Annotated in this window: 19 protein-coding genes; 10 read left to right on the forward strand and 9 right to left on the reverse strand. The window is 72.5% G+C overall.

Translation table 11 applies throughout. The annotated features are described in order from the left end of the window. The first annotated feature begins 183 nt into the window (after positions 1–183). The 3 genes from O7542_RS10200 to O7542_RS10210 all read left to right on the forward strand — a co-directional run bounded on the left by O7542_RS10200 (position 184) and on the right by O7542_RS10210 (position 2,827). The gene (locus O7542_RS10200) at positions 184–753 is read left to right on the forward strand and encodes a hypothetical protein (protein ID WP_069089645.1); all 570 of its coding nucleotides are present in this window, start codon (positions 184–186) and stop codon (positions 751–753) included. A 7-nt stretch (positions 754–760) separates the two neighbouring features. Continuing rightward, on the forward strand, positions 761–2,020 hold the full coding sequence (locus tag O7542_RS10205) for a histidine kinase (protein WP_281606095.1): 1,260 nt from the start codon (positions 761–763) through the stop codon (positions 2,018–2,020). A gap of 99 nt (positions 2,021–2,119) precedes the next feature. Then, positions 2,120–2,827 carry a response regulator transcription factor gene (locus O7542_RS10210; RefSeq protein ID WP_043324014.1) on the forward strand — a complete coding sequence of 236 codons (708 nt, stop codon included), beginning with the start codon at positions 2,120–2,122 and terminating at the stop codon, positions 2,825–2,827. A 39-nt stretch (positions 2,828–2,866) separates the two neighbouring features. On the opposite strand, the gene O7542_RS10215 is transcribed toward O7542_RS10210, so the two are convergent. From O7542_RS10215 to pdxY, 4 genes are all read right to left on the reverse strand, one after another. Then, the gene (locus O7542_RS10215) at positions 2,867–5,242 is read right to left on the reverse strand and encodes an excinuclease ABC subunit UvrA (protein WP_064445959.1); all 2,376 of its coding nucleotides are present in this window, start codon (positions 5,240–5,242) and stop codon (positions 2,867–2,869) included. 56 nt (positions 5,243–5,298) lie between these two features. Beyond that, positions 5,299–5,712, reverse strand: a complete 414-nt coding sequence (locus O7542_RS10220; RefSeq protein WP_043330132.1) for a VOC family protein — start codon at positions 5,710–5,712, stop codon at positions 5,299–5,301. A 5-nt stretch (positions 5,713–5,717) separates the two neighbouring features. Next, complete coding sequence (locus O7542_RS10225) at positions 5,718–6,182, reverse strand: helix-turn-helix transcriptional regulator (protein WP_043324018.1); 465 nt, start codon at positions 6,180–6,182, stop codon at positions 5,718–5,720. Positions 6,183–6,280: 98 nt separating this feature from the next. Further along, the gene (gene pdxY, locus O7542_RS10230) at positions 6,281–7,132 is read right to left on the reverse strand and encodes a pyridoxal kinase PdxY (protein ID WP_043324020.1); all 852 of its coding nucleotides are present in this window, start codon (positions 7,130–7,132) and stop codon (positions 6,281–6,283) included. Positions 7,133–7,310: 178 nt separating this feature from the next. Between pdxY and O7542_RS10235 the strand changes: the two genes are divergently transcribed. Then, positions 7,311–8,720 (forward strand): OFA family MFS transporter, encoded by a 1,410-nt coding sequence (locus O7542_RS10235; RefSeq protein ID WP_064445960.1) that lies wholly within the window; start codon positions 7,311–7,313, stop codon positions 8,718–8,720. Next, positions 8,717–8,842 carry a hypothetical protein gene (locus tag O7542_RS10240; protein WP_255361250.1) on the forward strand — a complete coding sequence of 42 codons (126 nt, stop codon included), beginning with the start codon at positions 8,717–8,719 and terminating at the stop codon, positions 8,840–8,842. The genes O7542_RS10235 and O7542_RS10240 overlap by 4 nt, the downstream gene beginning before the upstream one ends. A 51-nt stretch (positions 8,843–8,893) precedes the next feature. Here the strand turns inward: O7542_RS10240 and O7542_RS10245 are convergent, their stop codons facing one another. Next, entirely contained in the window at positions 8,894–9,622 is a 729-nt protein-coding gene (locus O7542_RS10245; RefSeq protein WP_069089648.1) for an SDR family oxidoreductase, read from the reverse strand. Between the two features lie 75 nt (positions 9,623–9,697). On the opposite strand from O7542_RS10245, the gene O7542_RS10250 reads away from it, so the two are divergent. After that, positions 9,698–10,531, forward strand: a complete 834-nt coding sequence (locus O7542_RS10250; protein ID WP_069089649.1) for a patatin-like phospholipase family protein — start codon at positions 9,698–9,700, stop codon at positions 10,529–10,531. 6 nt (positions 10,532–10,537) lie between these two features. On the opposite strand, the gene O7542_RS10255 is transcribed toward O7542_RS10250, so the two are convergent. Together O7542_RS10255 and O7542_RS10260 are read right to left on the reverse strand one after the other, a co-directional pair. Further along, positions 10,538–11,758 (reverse strand): sigma-70 family RNA polymerase sigma factor, encoded by a 1,221-nt coding sequence (locus O7542_RS10255; protein WP_281606096.1) that lies wholly within the window; start codon positions 11,756–11,758, stop codon positions 10,538–10,540. 19 nt (positions 11,759–11,777) lie between these two features. Next, positions 11,778–12,170, reverse strand: a complete 393-nt coding sequence (locus O7542_RS10260; RefSeq protein ID WP_043324033.1) for a YciI family protein — start codon at positions 12,168–12,170, stop codon at positions 11,778–11,780. 90 nt (positions 12,171–12,260) lie between these two features. Between O7542_RS10260 and O7542_RS10265 the strand changes: the two genes are divergently transcribed. Together O7542_RS10265 and O7542_RS10270 are read left to right on the forward strand one after the other, a co-directional pair. Further along, the gene (locus tag O7542_RS10265) at positions 12,261–12,725 is read left to right on the forward strand and encodes a peroxiredoxin (RefSeq protein WP_281606097.1); all 465 of its coding nucleotides are present in this window, start codon (positions 12,261–12,263) and stop codon (positions 12,723–12,725) included. A gap of 65 nt (positions 12,726–12,790) precedes the next feature. Further along, on the forward strand, positions 12,791–13,477 hold the full coding sequence (locus O7542_RS10270) for a hypothetical protein (RefSeq protein WP_064446491.1): 687 nt from the start codon (positions 12,791–12,793) through the stop codon (positions 13,475–13,477). 63 nt (positions 13,478–13,540) lie between these two features. Here the strand turns inward: O7542_RS10270 and cydB are convergent, their stop codons facing one another. Then, positions 13,541–14,539: a cytochrome d ubiquinol oxidase subunit II gene (gene cydB, locus O7542_RS10275; RefSeq protein ID WP_069089654.1), complete on the reverse strand. Its 999-nt coding sequence runs from the start codon at positions 14,537–14,539 to the stop codon at positions 13,541–13,543. Positions 14,540–14,556: 17 nt separating this feature from the next. Then, positions 14,557–15,969, reverse strand: coding sequence for a cytochrome ubiquinol oxidase subunit I (locus O7542_RS10280; protein ID WP_043324038.1), 1,413 nt, complete (start codon positions 15,967–15,969; stop codon positions 14,557–14,559). Positions 15,970–16,146: 177 nt separating this feature from the next. Here O7542_RS10280 and O7542_RS10285 point away from each other — a divergent pair, with 177 nt between their 5' ends. Both O7542_RS10285 and O7542_RS10290 read left to right on the forward strand, forming a co-directional pair. Then, entirely contained in the window at positions 16,147–16,917 is a 771-nt protein-coding gene (locus tag O7542_RS10285; RefSeq protein ID WP_064445965.1) for a lysophospholipid acyltransferase family protein, read from the forward strand. Between the two features lie 62 nt (positions 16,918–16,979). Beyond that, positions 16,980–17,627, forward strand: coding sequence for an NAD(P)H-dependent oxidoreductase (locus O7542_RS10290; protein WP_064445966.1), 648 nt, complete (start codon positions 16,980–16,982; stop codon positions 17,625–17,627). Positions 17,628–17,651: the final 24 nt, after the last annotated feature.

The following is a 17,651-nucleotide window of genomic DNA, read 5'->3' on the forward strand; positions in this document are numbered from 1 at the left end:
CCTGGCGTCCGGCCGTGGGGCGAGGTTCGGGGTCCGTCCCGGCCCGGTGGTGGACGTCGGGGGTCCGTCTGGAAGTGGACACCGGATGTCACCCGGTACGGGGACGTCCGGCGGGCCGGTGTGGACCAGAATTTCTCGCGTACGCGGGCTGTTCGCCCGCATTTCCTTCTGTGGAGGTCTGTGATGAGGACCGAGGTCCAGTCGCCGCCGGTGGTGGTGTTCCTGCAGGCGCAGCGGCCGGCGGGGTGGGTGACCGTCGCGCGTGGGGTGCCGTTGGACGGACGGCGGTGTCTGCTGAGGACGGTGGGTGCGGGCCGGGCGCGTTCCGGCGACGCGGTGCGTCTGGTGGGGGTGGCCGGCGGGGACGCGCGGTCGCTCGCTGTCGCCGAGGTGTCGGTGTTGCACCGTGACGAGGCGGACCTGGTGATGGTGTCGCTGGCCGGTGCGACGGTTCCCGGTGGGCACGGCACTGATGCCTTGGCGGTGCGGCGGGTGCTGGCGATGCTCGCCGACGACGCGGACGGGCGGTGGCGGGTGGCCGCGGACGCGGCGGCCGACGTCGTGGCGCCGGTCGTGCTGGTGGGGGCGGGCCGGGCGGGTGCGCCGGGCCGGACGGCGGTGCCGGTGACCACGCACCGGGTGGGCGCGGCCACGCCGTCGCCGGACGGTGACGGCGGCGGTGACGACGATGGCTCGCCGCTGTCCTGGACGTGCCGGTTGTTCGGCATCGGCTGCCCCGCGGAAAACTCCTGATCCGCCGATGACGTCGGTGACCGGTGCGGTGGCGCCGTCCGCCCCGGCGCGGGCGGCGAGGTGGTGGCGTCACGATCTTCTGCTGTTGCCGGTGCTGGGCCTGCTCGACCTGTTCACGGCGTCGTCCGTGGTGATCCAGAGCGAGCCGGTCGGCCCGGCCCGGCAGTGGCTGCAGGTGCTCGCCGCGGTGTTGTCGGTCGGCGCCCTGTGGTGGCGGGCCCGCGCGCCGGTGGCGGTGTTCGCGTTCGAGTGCGCGCACGGCGTGGCGATGTGGTTCCTGCTGCACGACTACCGGCCGTGGGTGGGCCTGATCGTGGCGTTGTACACGGTGGCGGCGTTGCGGCCGCTGGTGGTGTCGGCGGCGGCGTACGCGGCGGCGTGCGCGCGGAGCCTGCTCAGCGCGTTCGACTCGTTCCGGGTGGAGCCGAGTGCGGGCGCGCGGGCCGGGGAGTTCGTGGTGACCGCGTTGATGTTCGCGCTCATCTACGCGGCTGCGTGGGCGGCCGGGTCGGTGGTGCGGCGGCACCGGCGGCGGGTGGCCCAGTTGGAGCGGGAGCGGCGGGTGGCGCGGGCGGAGGCGGTGGCGTTGGAGCGTCGCCGGATCGCCGCGGAGCTGCACGACGTGGTGTCCCACTCGGTGACGGTGATGGTGTTGCAGGCCGCCGGCGCGGCGCGGATCAGCGCGTCCGATCCGGAGCGGACCCGGGAGGCGCTGCTGCACATTCAGCAGGCCGGGCAGCAGGCGATGGCGGAGTTGCGGCGGCTGCTGGCGGTCATGCGGGCTGAGTCGGGGCCGGTGGGCGACGGTGAGCCGGGTCCGCAGCCGCGGCTGGACGACATCGAGGTGCTGCTGACGTCGATGCGGTGCGCGGGGCTGACGGTGACGATGTCGGTGTCCGGCAGCCCTCGGCCGCTGGATCCGAGTATCGAGCTGGCGGCGTACCGGACGGTGCAGGAGAGCCTGACGAACACGCTCAAGCACGTCGGCCGGCGGGCCTGCGCGACTGTTCATTTCGGGTGGCAGGAGCGGGTGCTGTTGCTGCGGGTCGACGACGACGGCTCGGGCCGCGAGGCGGGCGCGGCGGCGGGGCTGTCGACCGGTAACGGGCTGGCCAGCCTCGCCGAGCGGCTGGAGCGTGTCGGCGGTCGTCTGGTCGCCGGGCCGCGTGCCGAGGGCGGGTTCCGGGTGAGCGCGACGCTGCCGGTCGCGCAGCACGGCGACCTCGTGGCGGCCTCCGGTGACGGCGGGGCGCCGGCTGTCGGGTGAACGGCGTGTCCGCTGTGCGACATCAGGGTGGCCGCCGCCGCCGGCGTCGATGATCATGTGGTGGGGCCACTGTCCCGGCCGCCGACGACGGGAGCCTTCATGATCCGGGTGCTGCTCGCCGACGACCAGCCGCTCGTACGGGCGGGACTCGCGATGCTGCTCACCAACGAACCCGACATCGAGGTCGTCGCCGAGGCCGACGACGGGGCGCAGGCCGTGGAGGTCAGTCGGCGGCTGCGCCCGGACGTGGTGCTGATGGACGTGCGGATGCCCGGCACCGACGGGTTGGCCGCGACCAGGCTGATGGCCGACGAGCAGCTCATCGACGACCCGCAGCAGCCGGTACGGATCATCATGCTGACCACGTACCACGTGGACGAGGCGGTGCACGCCGCGTTGCGGGCGGGCGCGTCCGGTTTCGTGCTCAAGGACGCCGCGCCCGCCGAGCTGGTGTCGGCGATCCGGGCGGTGGCCGACGGCGAGGCGTGGCTGGATCCGGCGGTGGCCCGGCGGCTGCTCGACGACCTCGCCGCCCGGCCCGACCCGGGACTGCCCACCCCGGTGCAGATGCGCCGGCTCACCCCGCGGGAACGGGAGGTGCTGGTGCTGATGGCGTACGGGATGTCGAACCGGGAGATCGCCGAGCATCTGGTGCTGGGCGACGCGACTGTCAAGACGCACGTCAGCCGGGTGCTGACGAAGCTGGGGCTGCGGGATCGGACGCACGCGGTGGTGGCCGCGTACCAGTGCGGCCTGGTGGAGCCCGGCACGGCGCCGCCGGCCCGGATGGCCGGTCTGTCCCGCTGAGGTCCGCGGCGCGGCCGGGGGTCTCAGCGGGCGCGCCGGTCAGGCGCCGACGTAGTCGGCGAGGTGTTCGCCGGTGAGCGTGGACCGGGCGGCCACCAGATCCGCCGGGGTGCCCTCGAAGACGATCCGGCCGCCGTCGTGACCGGCGCCCGGGCCGAGGTCGATGATCCAGTCGGCGTGCGCCATGACCGCCTGGTGGTGCTCGATCACGATGACGGACTTGCCCGCGTCGACGAGCCGGTCGAGCAGGCCGAGCAGCTGGGCGACGTCGGCCAGGTGCAGGCCGGTGGTGGGTTCGTCCAGGACGTACACGCCGCCCTTGTCCCCCATCCGGGTGGCGAGCTTGAGGCGCTGGCGTTCCCCGCCGGACAGCGTGGTCAGCGGCTGGCCGAGCGTGAGGTAGCCGAGGCCGACGTCGGCGAGCCGGTCGAGGATGGTGTGGGCGGCCGGGGTGCGGGCCTCACCGTCGCTGAAGAAGATCTCGGCCTCGTCGACGGACATGGCGAGGACCTGGCTGATGTCGCGGCCGCCGAGGTGGTAGTCGAGCACGGCGGGCTGGAACCGTTTGCCTTCGCAGTCCTCGCAGGTGCTGGCGACGCCGGCCATCATGCCGAGGTCGGTGTAGATGACGCCGGCGCCGTTGCAGGTCGGGCAGGCGCCTTCGGAGTTGGCGCTGAACAGGGCGGGTTTGACGCCGTTGGCCTTGGCGAACGCCTTGCGGATGGGGTCGAGCAGGCCGGTGTAGGTGGCCGGGTTGCTGCGGCGGGAGCCGCGGATGGCGGTCTGGTCGACGCTGACGACGTCGTCGCGTCTGGCCAGTGAGCCGTGGATGAGGCTGCTCTTGCCGGAGCCGGCGACGCCGGTGACCACGACCAGGACACCGAGGGGGATGTCCACGTCGACGTCGCGCAGGTTGTGGGTGCGGGCGCCGCGGATCGGCAGCGCGCCGGTGGGCGTACGCGGCTTGTCCTTGAGGGTTGCGCGGTCGTCGAGGTGGCGGCCGGTGGTGGTGCCGCTGGCGCGCAGGCCGGCGACGGTGCCCTCGTAGCAGATGGTGCCGCCGGCGGTGCCGGCGCCGGGGCCGAGGTCGACGACGTGGTCGGCGATGGCGATGGTTTCGGGTTTGTGTTCGACGACGAGGACGGTGTTGCCCTTGTCGCGCAGTTGCAGCAGGAGGTTGTTCATGCGGGCGATGTCGTGCGGGTGCAGCCCGATGGTGGGTTCGTCGAAGACGTAGGTGACGTCGGTGAGGGACGAGCCGAGGTGGCGGATCATCTTGGTGCGCTGGGCCTCGCCGCCGGAGAGGGTGCCGGCGGGCCGGTCGAGGCTGAGGTAGCCCAGGCCGATCTCGACGAACGAGTCGAGGGTGTCCCCCAGCGCCTTGAGCAGCGGGGCGACGGAGGGTTCACGCAGGTCGCGTACCCAGGTGGCGAGGTCGCTGATCTGCATGGCGCAGACGTCGGCGATGCTGACGCCGTTGATCTTCGAGGAGCGGGCTTCGGGGGCCAGGCGGGTGCCGTCGCAGTCGGGGCAGGTGGTGAACGTGATGGCGCGTTCGACGAAGGCGCGGATGTGCGGCTGCATGGCGTCGACGTCCTTGGCGAGCATCGACTTGCTGATGGCGGGGATCAGGCCGGTGTAGGTGACGTTGATGCCGTCGACCTTGATCTTGGTGGGTTCCTTGTGGAGCAGGTCGCTCAGTTCCCGCTTGGTGTAGTCGCGGATCGGCTTGTCCGGGTCGAACAGGCCGCTGGAGCGGAAGATGCGGCCGTACCAGCCGTCCATGCTGTAGCCGGGGATGGTGATGGCGCCCTCGTTGAGGGACAACTTCTCGTCGTAGAGGACGGTCAGGTCGAAGTCGGTGACCGCGCCGCGGCCCTCGCAGCGGGGGCACATGCCGCCGAGGCGGTTGAAGGTGCCCTTCCTGGTCTGGGTCTTGCCGGGGCCCCGCTCGACGGTGATCGCGCCGGCGGCGCGTACGGAAGGGACGTTGAACGAGTAGGCGTTGGGCGGGCCGATGTGGGGGTCGCCGAGGCGGCTGAACAGGATGCGCAGCATCGCGTTGACGTCGGTGGCGGTACCGACGGTGGAGCGTGGGTCCGCGCCCATGCGTTCCTGGTCGACGATGATGGCGGTGGTGAGGCCCTCCAGGACGTCGACCTCGGGCCGGGACAGGGTGGGCATGAAACCCTGGACGAAGGCGCTGTAGGTCTCGTTGATCAGGCGCTGGGACTCGGCGGCGATGGTGCCGAAGACCAGTGAGCTCTTGCCGGAGCCGGACACGCCGGTGAACACCGTGAGGCGGCGTTTGGGCAGTTCGACGTGGACGTCGCGCAGGTTGTTCTCGCGGGCGCCGAGGACGCGGATGACGTCGTGGCTGTCGGCGCGGTGCAGGCCGGTGGTGGCCTCGCTCATGGTCTCTCCGTCCGGGTCGGGTGTTCCGGTCGAGCCAGCGTCCGCCGCGGGCGCCGTCAGCGCCGCTCGTTGATGCGGATGAGGTTGCCGGTGGGGTCGCGGAACGCGCAGTCGCGTACGCCGTAGGGCTGTTCGGTGGGTTCCTGGACCACGTCGGCGCCGCTGGCCGCCAGCCGGTCGAACAGGCCGTCGAGGTCGTCGGTGGCGAGGGTGAGCGCGCCGTAGCTGCCCTTGGCGATGAGTTCGAGGATGGTGCGGCGCTCGTCGTCGCTGATGCCGGGGTCGACGGCCGGCGGGTGCAGGACGATGCCGGTCTCGGGCTGGTTCGGTGGGCCGACGGTGAGCCAGCGCATGGTGTCGCCCTGGCCGACGTCGTTGCGCAGTTCGAAGCCGAGGGTGTCGCGGTAGAAGGCGATGGCGGCGTCGGCGTCGGTGTGCGGCAGGAACGTGTAGTGAATGGTGATCGTCATGGTGGTCACGCTAACGGTGGCCGGCCGGTGCGGGCTTCTCGATTCCTGATCGGTCGGGTCGCCTGTTTGGTCAGGCACGGGGGCGGCTCGGCGGTGTCGGGGGCGTGACGGGCGCGGTAGGCGCTGGGCGGTTCGCCGACGAGTTCGGTGAACCGGGTGCTGAAGGTGCCCAGGGACTGACAGCCGACGGCGAAGCAGACATCGGTGACGCTGAGGTCACCACGGCGCAGCAGGGCCATCGCGCGTTCGATGCGGCGGGTCATGAGGTACGAGTACGGGGACTCGCCGTAGGTCTGGCGGAACTGGCGGCTGAGGTGGCCGGCGGACATGTGCTCGCCGCGGGCGAGGGCTTCGACGTCGAGGGGGCTGGCGTACTCGCGGTCGATGCGGTCGCGGACGCGGCGCAGCCGGGTCAGGTCGCGCAGCCGTTGGGCGAACGCGGGGTCGTCGGTGCCCTGGTGCGGTGACACGTCCGCATCCTGCCTGCTGGGCGGTGGTGTCGTCCACCTGTTCGAGCGGCGAGTCGCCGCCCGGGTGCACCTGGGCCGCTGGTGCACCCGGGCGGCGGTCAGCGCAGCCGGCGGGCGGTGAACCGGGTGGGCGGCTCGGCGATGGCGTCCTGGGCGGCGACGAGTTGCAGCTCCCGGGTGCCGGCGTCGAGGGTCGCCTCGAGTACCGCGTAGATCGAGTTTGTGGTGCGTTCCAGCGCGGTCTGTGGTGAGCCGGTGGTGGCCAGGTGCGCCAGGTAGAGGGCGGCGGTGACGTCGCCGCCGCCGTTGGGGGCGATCGGCAGCAGCGGGGTGGTGACGGCCCAGGCGCCCTCGTCGGACACGGCGACGACTTCCAGGTGCCCGGCGGGCAGGTCGCCGTGCAGGACGCTGGTGACCAGGACGTGCCGGGGGCCGGTGGCGCGGACGGTGTCGACGGCGGCGAGCAGGTCGTCGAGGGTGTCGGTGGTGCGGCCGGCGAGGAACTCCAGCTCGAACTGGTTGGGGGTGACGATGTCGGCGCGGGGGACGACGGTGTCGCGGAGGTACTCGGGGATGCCGGGGCGGACGAACATGCCGCGGCCGACGTCGCCCATGACCGGGTCGCAGCAGTAGAGGGCGGCCGGGTTCGCCGCTTTGACCTGGGCGACGGCGTCGAGGATGACCGCGCCGACGGCGGGGTCGCCCTGGTAGCCGGAGAGCACGGCGTCGGCGGTGCCGAGCACCCCGCGGTCGGCGATGCCGGCGATGACGTCGGCGACGTCGGTGGGGGCGAGCAGGGGGCCGCGCCAGGCGCCGTAGCCGGTGTGGTTGGAGAAGTGCACGGTCAGGACCGGCCAGACCTCGTGTCGGAGGCGTTGCAGCGGGAACACGGCGGCGGAGTTGCCGACGTGGCCGTAGGCGACCGACGACTGGATGGACAGGATCTTCACCTGCTCATGGTCGCATCCCCGGCGAGGGCTGACGGCCCGTGGTGGGGTGATGACGGGCCGGGACCGCGGTGACCGTTCGGCTCAGGGTTTCGACCGCCGGGCGCGGGGCGGGTTTGGGCGCAGCGTGCGGTGGGGGCATGAACGGGCTGTTCTCGCCTTCTGGACGGAGGAAGCAACGATGCTTTCCGCACTCGATCGTCGGCACACCGTCGCGCCGCCGGGGTACAGCCGCTGGCTGATTCCTCCGGCGGCGCTGGCGATCCATCTGTGCATCGGGCAGGTGTACGCGACGAGCGTGTACAAGAACTCCCTGATCGCGCATTTCGACACAAGTCAGACGGCGATCGGGGTGATCTTCAGCATCGCGATCGTGATGCTGGGGTTGTCGGCCGCGGTCGCCGGTACGTGGGTGGAGGCGAACGGGCCGCGTAAGGCCATGTTCGTGTCGGCGTGTTTCTGGGCGGCGGGGTTCCTGGTCGGGGCGCTGGGCATCGCGACCGGGCAGCTGTGGCTGCTGTACCTGGGGTACGGGGTGCTGGGCGGGATCGGTCTGGGGATCGGGTACATCTCCCCCGTCTCCACGTTGATCAAGTGGTTCCCGGACCGGCCGGGGCTGGCGACCGGGCTGGCGATCATGGGGTTCGGTGGCGGGGCGATGGTGGCATCTCCCCTGTCCCGGCAGCTGCTGTCGTTCTACGACGCCGGGTACGACCCGTCGGACAGCGGTTCCACCGCGTCGGGCTCGGCGCTGGTGTGGCTGTTCGTGACGCTCGGCATCGGCTACTTCGTGATCATGATGTTCGGGGTGTTCAACGTGCGGGTGCCGGCGCCGCACTGGCGGCCGGCCGGTTTCGACCCGTCGACGGTGGCGGAGAAGCCGCTGGTGACCACGGCGAACGTGTCGGCGGCCAACGCGCTGAAGACGCGGTCGTTCTGGCTGCTGTGGGTGGTGCTGTTCTGCAACGTGACGGCGGGTATCGGCATCCTGGAGCAGGCCAGCCCGATGATCCAGGACTTCTTCCGCGACAACGGGACCTCGGCGGTGTCGGTGGCGGCGGCCGGCGGGTTCGTGGGAGTGCTGTCGCTGTTCAACATGGCGGGCCGGTTCGTGTGGTCGTCCACGTCGGATGTGATCGGCCGTAAGCCGATCTACGTGGTGTACCTGGGTGTGGGCATGGTGCTGTACCTGCTGCTGGCGCTGGTGGGGCAGACCTCGACGGCGTTGTTCGTGCTGCTGGCGTCCGTGATCCTGTCGTTCTACGGCGGCGGGTTCGCGACCATTCCGGCGTACCTGCGGGACCTGTTCGGCACGTTCGAGGTGGGCGCGATCCACGGCCGGCTGCTGACCGCGTGGTCGGCGGCCGGGGTGGCCGGGCCGCTGATCGTCAACGGGTTCCTCGACGCGCAGGGCGAGCCGGGCACGTTGACCGCGGCGGCGTACCGGCCGGCGCTGTTCACGATGGTCGGCGTGCTGGCCGTCGGCCTGGTGGCGAACCTGCTGGTGCGGCCGGTGCCGGAGCGCTACCACGAGCCGGCGTCGGGGCGGGACGGGACAGCGCAGGGGCCGACGGAGAGGAGCGGATCGTGAACGAGCACAGCGGTGGCGGGCAGCGGACCCGCCTGGTGGTGTCGTGGCTGGTGGTGTCGGTGCTGCTGGGCTACGGGGTGGTGCAGACGGTGATCACGGCGGCGAAGCTGTTCACCCAGTAGCGCAGAAGGCGAGGCGGCGGCCCGGGGCGGACACCCCGGGCCGCCGTCGTGTCAGAGCCCGCCGCCGACGCGCAGGACCGCGCCCGTGGTGTACGAGGCGTCCGGGCCGAGCAGGTGGGCGATCGCGCCGGCGACCTCCTCGGGTTCCCCGGCGCGGCCCATCGGGATCCGCCCGGCGGCGGAGTCGGGGCGGTCGGGCACGCCGGAGCGGGCGTGGATGGTGGTGCGGATGATGCCGGGGGCGACGGCGTTGACGCGGATGCCGTGCGGCGCGAGTTCCTTGGCGAGCCCGACGGTGAGGGTGTCGGTGGCGGCCTTGACGGCGGCGTAGTGGACGTACTCGCCGGGTGAGCCGAGCGTGGCGGCGACGGAGGAGACGTTGACGATGGCGCCGCCGCGGGTGAGCCGCCGGGCCGCCTGCTGGGCGCAGAGCACGTACCCGATGAGGTTGACGTCGACGACCTCGCGCAGGTCGTCGACGCGCAGGTCGGTGAACGGGCCGATCGGGCTGGTGACGCCGGCGTTGTTGACCAGGCCGGTGAGCGGGCCGAGCCGGTCGGCGGCGTCGAAGATGCGGCGTACCTGGTCCGGGTCGGTGGTGTCGGCGGCGACGGTGACCGCGCGGCGGCCGGCCGCGCGCACGTCGGCGGCCACGGATTCGGCGGCGGTGTGGTCGGCGCGGTAGCCGATGACCAGGTCGTGGCCCTCGGCGGCGAGCCGCCGGGCGGTGGCCGCGCCGATGCCGCGTCCTCCCCCGGTGACGATGGTGACGGAGGTCAATGCAATTCTCCCCTGCCTTGCGGTGGGGGCGACGTTACCGTGGGCGGGACCATCCGGGGTGGAGAGGACTGTCACATGGGGCGCGCGTTGGTGCTGGGTGGCGGCGGGGTCACCGGGGTGGCCTGGGAGCTGGGTCTGCTGGCCGGGCTGGCCGGGCACGGCCTGCGGTTGGACGAGGCGGAGCTGGTGGTGGGCACGTCGGCCGGGTCGGTGGTCGGGGCGCAGGTGCGTTCGGGTACGCCGGTGACGCAGTTGTACGAGGCGCAGCTGCGGCCGCCCCGCGAGGAGGTGCCGGCGCGCCTCGGGACGGGGGTGCTGTTGCGCTGGGCGTGGGCCGGTGGGCGGGGCCGGGACGCGGCGCGGGCCCGGGCGCGTATCGGCGCGATGGCGTTGTCGGCGCGTACCCCGTCGGAGCAGTCGCGGCGGGCGGTGATCGCGGCGCGGCTGCCGTCGTCGGACTGGCCGGCGGCGCGGCTGCTGGTCACCGCCGTGGACGCGGCCTCCGGCGAGTTCGTGGTGTTCGACGCGGACAGCGGGGCGTCGCTGGTGGACGCGGTCGGGGCCAGTTGCGCGGTGCCGGGGGTCTGGCCGCCGGTGACGATCGGTGACCGGCGTTTCGTCGACGGCGGCGTCCGGTCGCCGGTGAACGCGGACCTGGCGGCCGGGTGCGAGCGGGTGGTGGTGCTGGCGCCGACCCGTGCGGCGGTCGGACCGATGCCGCGGCTGTCGGCGCAGGTGACGGCGCTGCGGGCGGCCGGCGCGCGGGTGGCGGTGGTGTCGCCGGACCGGGCGGCGCGCACGGCGATCGGCCGTAACGTGCTGGATCCGGCGCGGCGGGCCGCGTCGGCGCGGGCCGGGTTCGCCCAGGCCGACACGGTGGCCGCCGAGGTGGCCGGGGTGTGGCGGTGACCGCGATCAGGAGTCGCTGGTCAGGCGCGCCAGCCGCCGGTTGAGGTAGCGCTGTTCGGGCAGGCTGCCGGTGAGCCGGGCGGCCAGCCGGTAGTGCTCGGCGGCGGCCTGCGGGTCGCCGTGCAGCTCCAGCAGGTGGGCGCGGACGGCGTGCAGCCGGTGGTGGCCGCGCATGGCCGGGTCGGTCAGCAGCGGGCCGAGCAGCGCCAGCCCGACGTCGGGGCCGTGCGCCATGGCCACGGCGACGGCCTGGTTGAGTGTGACGAACGGGCTGGGGGCGACCCGGCTCAGCATGTCGTAGAGGACGCTGATCTGCAGCCAGTCGGTGTCGTCGAACGTCGGGGCCTCGGCGTGGACGGCGGCGATGGCCGCCTGGAGCTGGTAGCGGCCCACCGGGCCGTGGGGCAGGGCCCGGCCGAGCAGCGCGACGCCCTCGTCGATCAGGTCGGCGCGCCAGCGGGAGCGGTCCTGGTCGGCCAGCGGCACGAGGTCACCGGCGGCGTCGGTGCGGGCGGGCGACCGGGCGTGGGTGAGCAGCATCAGCGCCAGCGCGCCGGTCACCTCGTGGTGCTCGGGCAGCGCGGTGTGGACCTGGCGGGTGAGCCGGATCGCCTCCTCGGCGAGTGCGACGTCCAGGAGCTGGTCGCCGGAGGTGCGGGTGTAGCCCTCGCTGAACACCAGGTGGCACACGTCGAGCACGGCGGCCACCCGGGCGGGCAGCGCGTGCGGCGGCGGCATGGTGAACCGGGCGCCCGCCTCGCGCAGCGTCGCGCGGGCCCGGCTCAGCCGCTGCGTCATGGTCCGGGCCGGCACCAGGTAGGCGGCGGCGATCTGCTCGACGCGCAGGCCGGCCACCGCGCGCAGGGTCAGCGCGACCTGTGAGGGGCGGCTCAGCGCCGGGTGGCAGCACAGGAACAGCAGCCGCATCGTGTCGTCGGCGCCGGTCACCGGCGTGTCGTCGACGGGCGGTACGCGGCCTGCGTCGGGTTGCCGGGCCGCGTCGAGCCGCTCGCGGCGGGTACGGGCCGCGTCGGCGCGGATCCGGTCGATCAGCCGCCGCGCGGCGACCCGGATCAGCCAGGCGCGGGGGTCGTCGGGGACGCCGGTGCGCGGCCAGTTGGCGGCGGCCGCCTCCGCCGCGTCCTGCAGGGCGTCCTCGCAGGCGTCGGGGTGCCCGTAGCGGCGCAGCAGCGCGGCGCGGACGTGCGGCGCCTCCCGGCGCCACACGTCCGCCAGCGCTGTGGCGCTACTGATCGGAGCCGCCCGGCCACATCAGGGGCCGCAGCTCGACGGTCTCCCCCGGCCCGGCGAACTTCGCCGCGACGGCCTCGGCGCGGGCCTGGTCCTCCACGTCGATCAGGAAGAACCCGGCGAGGTGTTCCTTGGCTTCGGAGTACGGGCCGTCGGTCACCAGCGGCGCGCCGTCGCTCCACCGGTACAGCCGTGCGGTGGCGGGGTCGGCGAGCGCCTCACCGACGACGAGCTCACCGTTGGCGTGCAGCTCGGTCAGCACCTGCTCGAAGTCGGCGTTGAGCCGGTCCCGTACCTCGGCGGGCAGCTCCTGGTAGGAGGCCAGATACTCGGAGGTGGGGTGGCCCCACGGCTCCGGGTTGGAGTGGATCATGATGACGTACTTCACTGTCGGTCCTTCGCGTCGTGCGGCGGTGCCTCCCCGCCGCTCGCCGGGTACGACGGAGCCGCATCGCCGATGTCTACATATCCTCGCGTCATGAGTAACGCGTTGGGTGTCGGTGACCTGGTCGAGGATTTCACGCTGCCGGACGAGACGGGGACGCCGCGTCGCCTGTCGGAGTTCCTGGCCGCCGGGCCGGTGGTGTTGTTCTTCTATCCGGCGGCGATGACGCGGGGCTGCACGGCGGAGAGCTGTCACTTCCGGGATCTGGCGGCGGAGTTCGCCGCGGTGGGCGCCCAGCGGGTCGGGATCAGCCGTGATCCGGTGCAGCGGCAGGCGGAGTTCTCCCGCCGGCACGGGTTCGACTATCCGCTGCTCTCCGACGTCGACGGCGCGGTGGCGGACGCGTTCGGGGTGCGGCGGCGGCTGCCGCTGGGGCCGCTGAGCACGCGGCGGATGACGTTCGTGATCGGCACGGACCGGCGGGTCCTCGCCGTGGTGCGCAGCGAGCTGAGCATGAACGAGCACGCCGACGCGGCGTTGCGGGCCCTCGGGGGCTGATCATCGTGGTGTCGCAGCCGGCTGGTATCAAGGCTGCGTCAAACAGGTGTACGGAAGAGGGCGTGATGGCGGGTCAGGGTTTGTCCACTGACGAGGTTCAGGGGATCCGGGAGGCGCTCGCGGCGGGCCGCAAGCCCCGGGTGGTGTTCACCGAGGCGGCCGGGCAGATCGCCGGGCAGATCGGGCAGGTGGTGGAGCTGACCGACCCGGAGGCGTCGGAGGAGTTCGTGGTGGTGCGGTTCGGCCGCGACGAGCTGCCGTTCTCCCCCGCCGACGTGGCGGTCGCGCCGAAGGGCGCCGGGCGGCGTCCGGCCGCCGAGGCGAAGCCGGAACCGGAGCAGCCGCCGGCCGCGCCGGAGCCGGAGTTCGTGCTGGACACCCCGCGGGTGCCGGCGCCACGACGGGAGGAGCCGAAGACCGAGGCGCCGCAGGCGGAGCCGAAGCCGGCGAAGCGGGCGGTGAAGGCCGCGAAGCCGAAGACCCCGCCGGGGTTGACGGTGACGCTGGCGTACGCCGAGGGCGAGTGGACGGTGGCCGCGCAGCAGGGCACGAAGGCGCTGGCCCGGCCGTACGTGGTGAAGCCGGCCGAGGCGCTGCGGATGGTGGCGCTGGTGGACGTGCCGGGGGTGCAGGAGGCGGTGGAGCAGATCCTCGCCGCCGAGCGGGCCGAGGCGGAGCAGCAGGCGGAGAAGCTGCGCGCCGAGCTGGCCGAGATCGAGGCGCGGCTGGCGGAGCTGCGCGAGGCGCGCTGAACGCCCCGCGGGGCCGGTGCGACCCCCTCGCACCGGCCCCGCGCCCCTGCGCCCACAGGTCGATCAGTGTTGCGGAATGTTCTGTACCCCGATCCGGCGGCGGAACACCCAGTACGTCCAACCCTGGTACGCCAGCACGATCGGCGTGAAGATCACCGCCACCCAGGTCATGATCTTCAGGGTGTACGGGGTGGACGCGGCGTTTGTGGCGGTGAGCGTGCCGGCCGCGTCGAGCGTGGACGGCATCACGTTCGGGAACAGCGCCGCGAACAGCGTCGCCACGGCCAGCGCGATCGCCACGGCGGTGCCGGTGAACGCCCAGCCCTCCCGGCGTACCTTGGCCGCGGCCAGACCGCCGAGCAGGGCGAGGGCGGCGCCGACGGCGAGCACGACGGCGGCGGCGCTGGAGCGGATGGTCAGCGACCAGCTCAGGAACGCCACGGCGGCCACGGCCGTGCCGACGCCGAGCTTGACGGCGAGGGCGCCGGCGCGCTCGCGGATGTCGCCGGTGGTCTTGAGCGCCAGGAACACCGCGCCGTGGGTGAGGAACAGCCCCAGCGTGGTCAGGCCGCCGAGCAGCGCGTACGGGTTGAGCAGGTCGAGCAGCCCGCCGACGTACTCGTGGTCGGCGTCCAGCGGCACGCCGCGGAAGATGTTGGCGAACGCCACGCCCCACAGCACGGCCGGGATCGCCGAGCCCCAGAAGATGGCCTGGTCCCAGCGGCGCTTCCAGGACGCCTCGGGCCGCTTGTGGCGGTACTCGAAGGCGACGCCGCGGGCGATCAGGGCCAGCAGGATGAGCAGCAGCGGCAGGTAGAAGCCGGAGAACAGGGTGGCGTACCACTCGGGGAAGGCGGCGAACATGGCGCCGCCGGCGGTGATCAGCCACACCTCGTTGCCGTCCCAGACCGGGCCGATGGTGTTGATCAGGACACGGCGCTGCCGGTCGTCGCGGCCGAGCACCGGCAGCAGCATCCCGACGCCGAAGTCGAAGCCTTCGAGGATGAAGTAGCCGGTGAAGAGCACTGCTACGAGGAGAAACCAGACGGTCGTCAGTTCCACGGTTGGGCTCCGGGGTGTCAGTAGGCGAACGCCAGCGGGCGCTCGGCGTCGTCGGTGTCGTCGTCGTCGGTCTGCGGGGTGACGTCCGGGACGCCGGCGCGGGCATAGCGGACCAGCAGCTTGAACTCGACCACCGCGAGGACGGCGTAGATGAGCGTGAACGCGGTGAAGGAGGTGAGGACCTCGGTCAAGGAGACGCTGCGGGACACGCCGTCACGGGTGAGCATCTCGCCGAAGACGATCCACGGCTGGCGGCCCATCTCGGTGAAGATCCAGCCGAAGGAGTTGGCCAGCAGCGGCAGCACGGGCATGACCAGGCCGGCGCGCAGCAGCCACTTGCTGGTGGGGGTGCGGCCCTTGCGCTGGCTCCAGAGCACCAGCAGCGCGATCGCGGCGGCGGCCAGCCCGAAGCCGATCATGAAGCGGAAGCTCCAGTAGGTGACCGGGATGATCGGGGCGTAGTTGCCGGGGCCGTACTGGCTGGCGTACTGGGCCTGGAGGTCGTTGATGCCCTGCACGGTGCCGTTGGGGTCGCCGGTGCCGAGGAACGACAGCAGGTACGGGATCTTGAGAGCGAAGATCTCGCGGCTGCCGTCGAGGCTGCCGACGGTGAGCACGGAGAACGAGGCGGGGCTCTCGGTGGTGTAGAGGCCCTCCGCGGCGGCCATCTTCATCGGCTGCACCTCGGTCATGATCTTGCCCTGGATGTCGCCGGTGAGGATCACCAGCGCCGAGGAGATCAGGACGACCCAGGAGCCGAGCTTGGTGGCGAAGCGGTACGCGCCGGTGTCGGCGCTGTCGCGGTTGCGCATCACGTGCCACAGGCCGACGGTGACCATCAGCGACCCGGCGACCAGGAACGAGCCGGCCAGCGTGTGCGGGAAGGTGACCAGGGCGACCTTGTTGGTAAGCACGGCGACGAAGTCGGTCAGCTCGGCGCGGCCGCTCTCCGGGTTGATCCGGAAGCCGACCGGGTTCTGCATGAACGAGTTGGCGGCGAGGATGAAGTACGCCGACAGGTTGGTGCCGATCGCGGCGGCCCAGATCGCGGCCAGGTGCAGGCGTTTGGGCAGCCGGTCCCAGCCGAAGATCCACAGGCCGATGAACGTGGACTCCAGGAAGAACGCGACAAGGGCCTCGATGGCCAGCGGCGCGCCGAAGATGTCACCGACGAAGCGGGAGTAGTCACTCCAGTTCATGCCGAACTGGAACTCCTGCACGATGCCGGTGACCACACCCATCGCAAAGTTGATCAGGAAGAGCTTGCCGTAGAACTTGGTGAGTTTGAGGTACCGCTCGTTGCCGGTGCGGTGCCACATGGTCTGGAGGATCGCCACCAGCACGGACAGGCCGATGGTCAACGGCACGAACAAGAAGTGGTAGACGGTGGTGACACCGAACTGCCAGCGGGCGACGTCCAACGCGTCCACCAGAAAACCCCCAGCTGTGCATACTACGAGACGTAGTAGATACTACTCGGCGTCGTAGCGAAAGCAGCAGGGCCGCAGGGCCCCACCCGGCCCGGGACCAATGACCCTGATCACCCTTGCCGGAGGACCCCCACCGGCTCCCACCGCCACCCCTGCACGTGCGACCATCCAGCACTGATGAACAGCACCCTCTGGCGCGCGCCGCTGCTGTGGCGGGGCGCGCAGACGCTCGCCCGCGCCGCCGTCGGGCTGGTCGGCCGGCTGGAGGTCACCGGCGACGTGCCCGACGCGCTGCGCCGCGGCCCGCTGATCCTGGCCGCCAACCACATCAGCCCGTTCGACCCGGTCGTGCTCGCCGCCGCCTGCCGGGTCCGCGACGTCGCGCCACGGATCATGGCCACCGGCGGCCTGTTCCGCACCCCGGTGATCGGGGCGCTGATGCGCCGCGCCGGGCACATCCGCGTCGACCGCGGCACCGCCGCCGTGCACCGCTCGCTGGAGGTCGCCGCCCAGGCCGTGGCCGGCGGCTCGGTGGTGCTCGTCTACCCGGAGGGACGCATCGGGCTCGACCCGGGCATGTGGCCCGAGCGGGGCAAGACCGGCACGGCCCGGCTCGCGTTCGCCAGCGGCGCCGCCGTCGTACCGGTGGCGCAGTGGGGTTCGCACGAGGTGCTGCCGTACCGCGCGCCGAAGGGGATGCTGCGTGGGGTGGCCCGCGCGCTCGTTCGCCGGCCCGCCATCCGGGTGCACTTCGGCGCCCCGGTGCCGATCGACGACCTGCGGTCGGGCTCTCCCGGCGCGGCCCGGCACGCCACCGACCGGATCATCGACGCGATCACCGACGACCTGGTCCCGCTGCGCCCCGACGAGCCGGACCTGCCGCGCCACGTCGACCCGGGCCGGCCGGTCGACACCGCCCGCGCCCACCGCCGCCACCGCCCCGGCTGACGCATCCCGGCCCCGGAGGCGGGTATCAAGTCCCGCAATCCCGAGGCGGAGAGGATCCGGCCATGACCGCTGTTCGAGCACTCGTCCTCAACTGCACCCTGAAGCGCTCACCGGCGACGTCCAGTTCCCAGGTGCTCGGTCAGGAGGTGCTCGACGCGCTGGCCGATCAGGGTGTCGACGGCGAGATCGTCCGCGTGGTCGACCACGACGTGCGCTTCGGGGTCTCCGTCGACGAGGGTGCCGGCGACGGCTGGCCCGCCATCCGCGCCAAGCTGCTCGCCGCCCAGATCCTGATCATCGCCACGCCGATCTGGCTCGGTCAGCCCTCGTCGGTCACCAAGATGGTCCTGGAACGGTTGGACGCCGAACTGTCCGAGACCGACGACCAGGGCCGCCTGCGTACCTACGGCAAAGTCGGCGGGGTGGCAGTGGTCGGCAACGAGGACGGCGCGCACCACACCATCGCCGAGGTGCAGCAGGCCCTCAACGAGGTGGGGTTCACCTGCCCGGCCGCCGGGGCCACCTACTGGGTCGGCGAGGCGCTGCACAAGACCGACTACGTCGACGCCCGCCCCAAACCCGACACGACCGGCCGCACCACCGCCGCGCTGGCGCTCAACAGCGCCCACCTGGCCCGGCTGCTCGCCGAGCAGCCCTACCCGCCCCCCGGAACCCGCGACGCAGCCACCGCCCCCGCCCGCCCCCGTTGATCTTGCAGTTGCTGTCCGGCTGAA

It is taken from the genome of Micromonospora sp. WMMC264 (assembly GCF_027497275.1).
Lineage (GTDB): Bacteria > Actinomycetota > Actinomycetes > Mycobacteriales > Micromonosporaceae > Micromonospora > Micromonospora chalcea.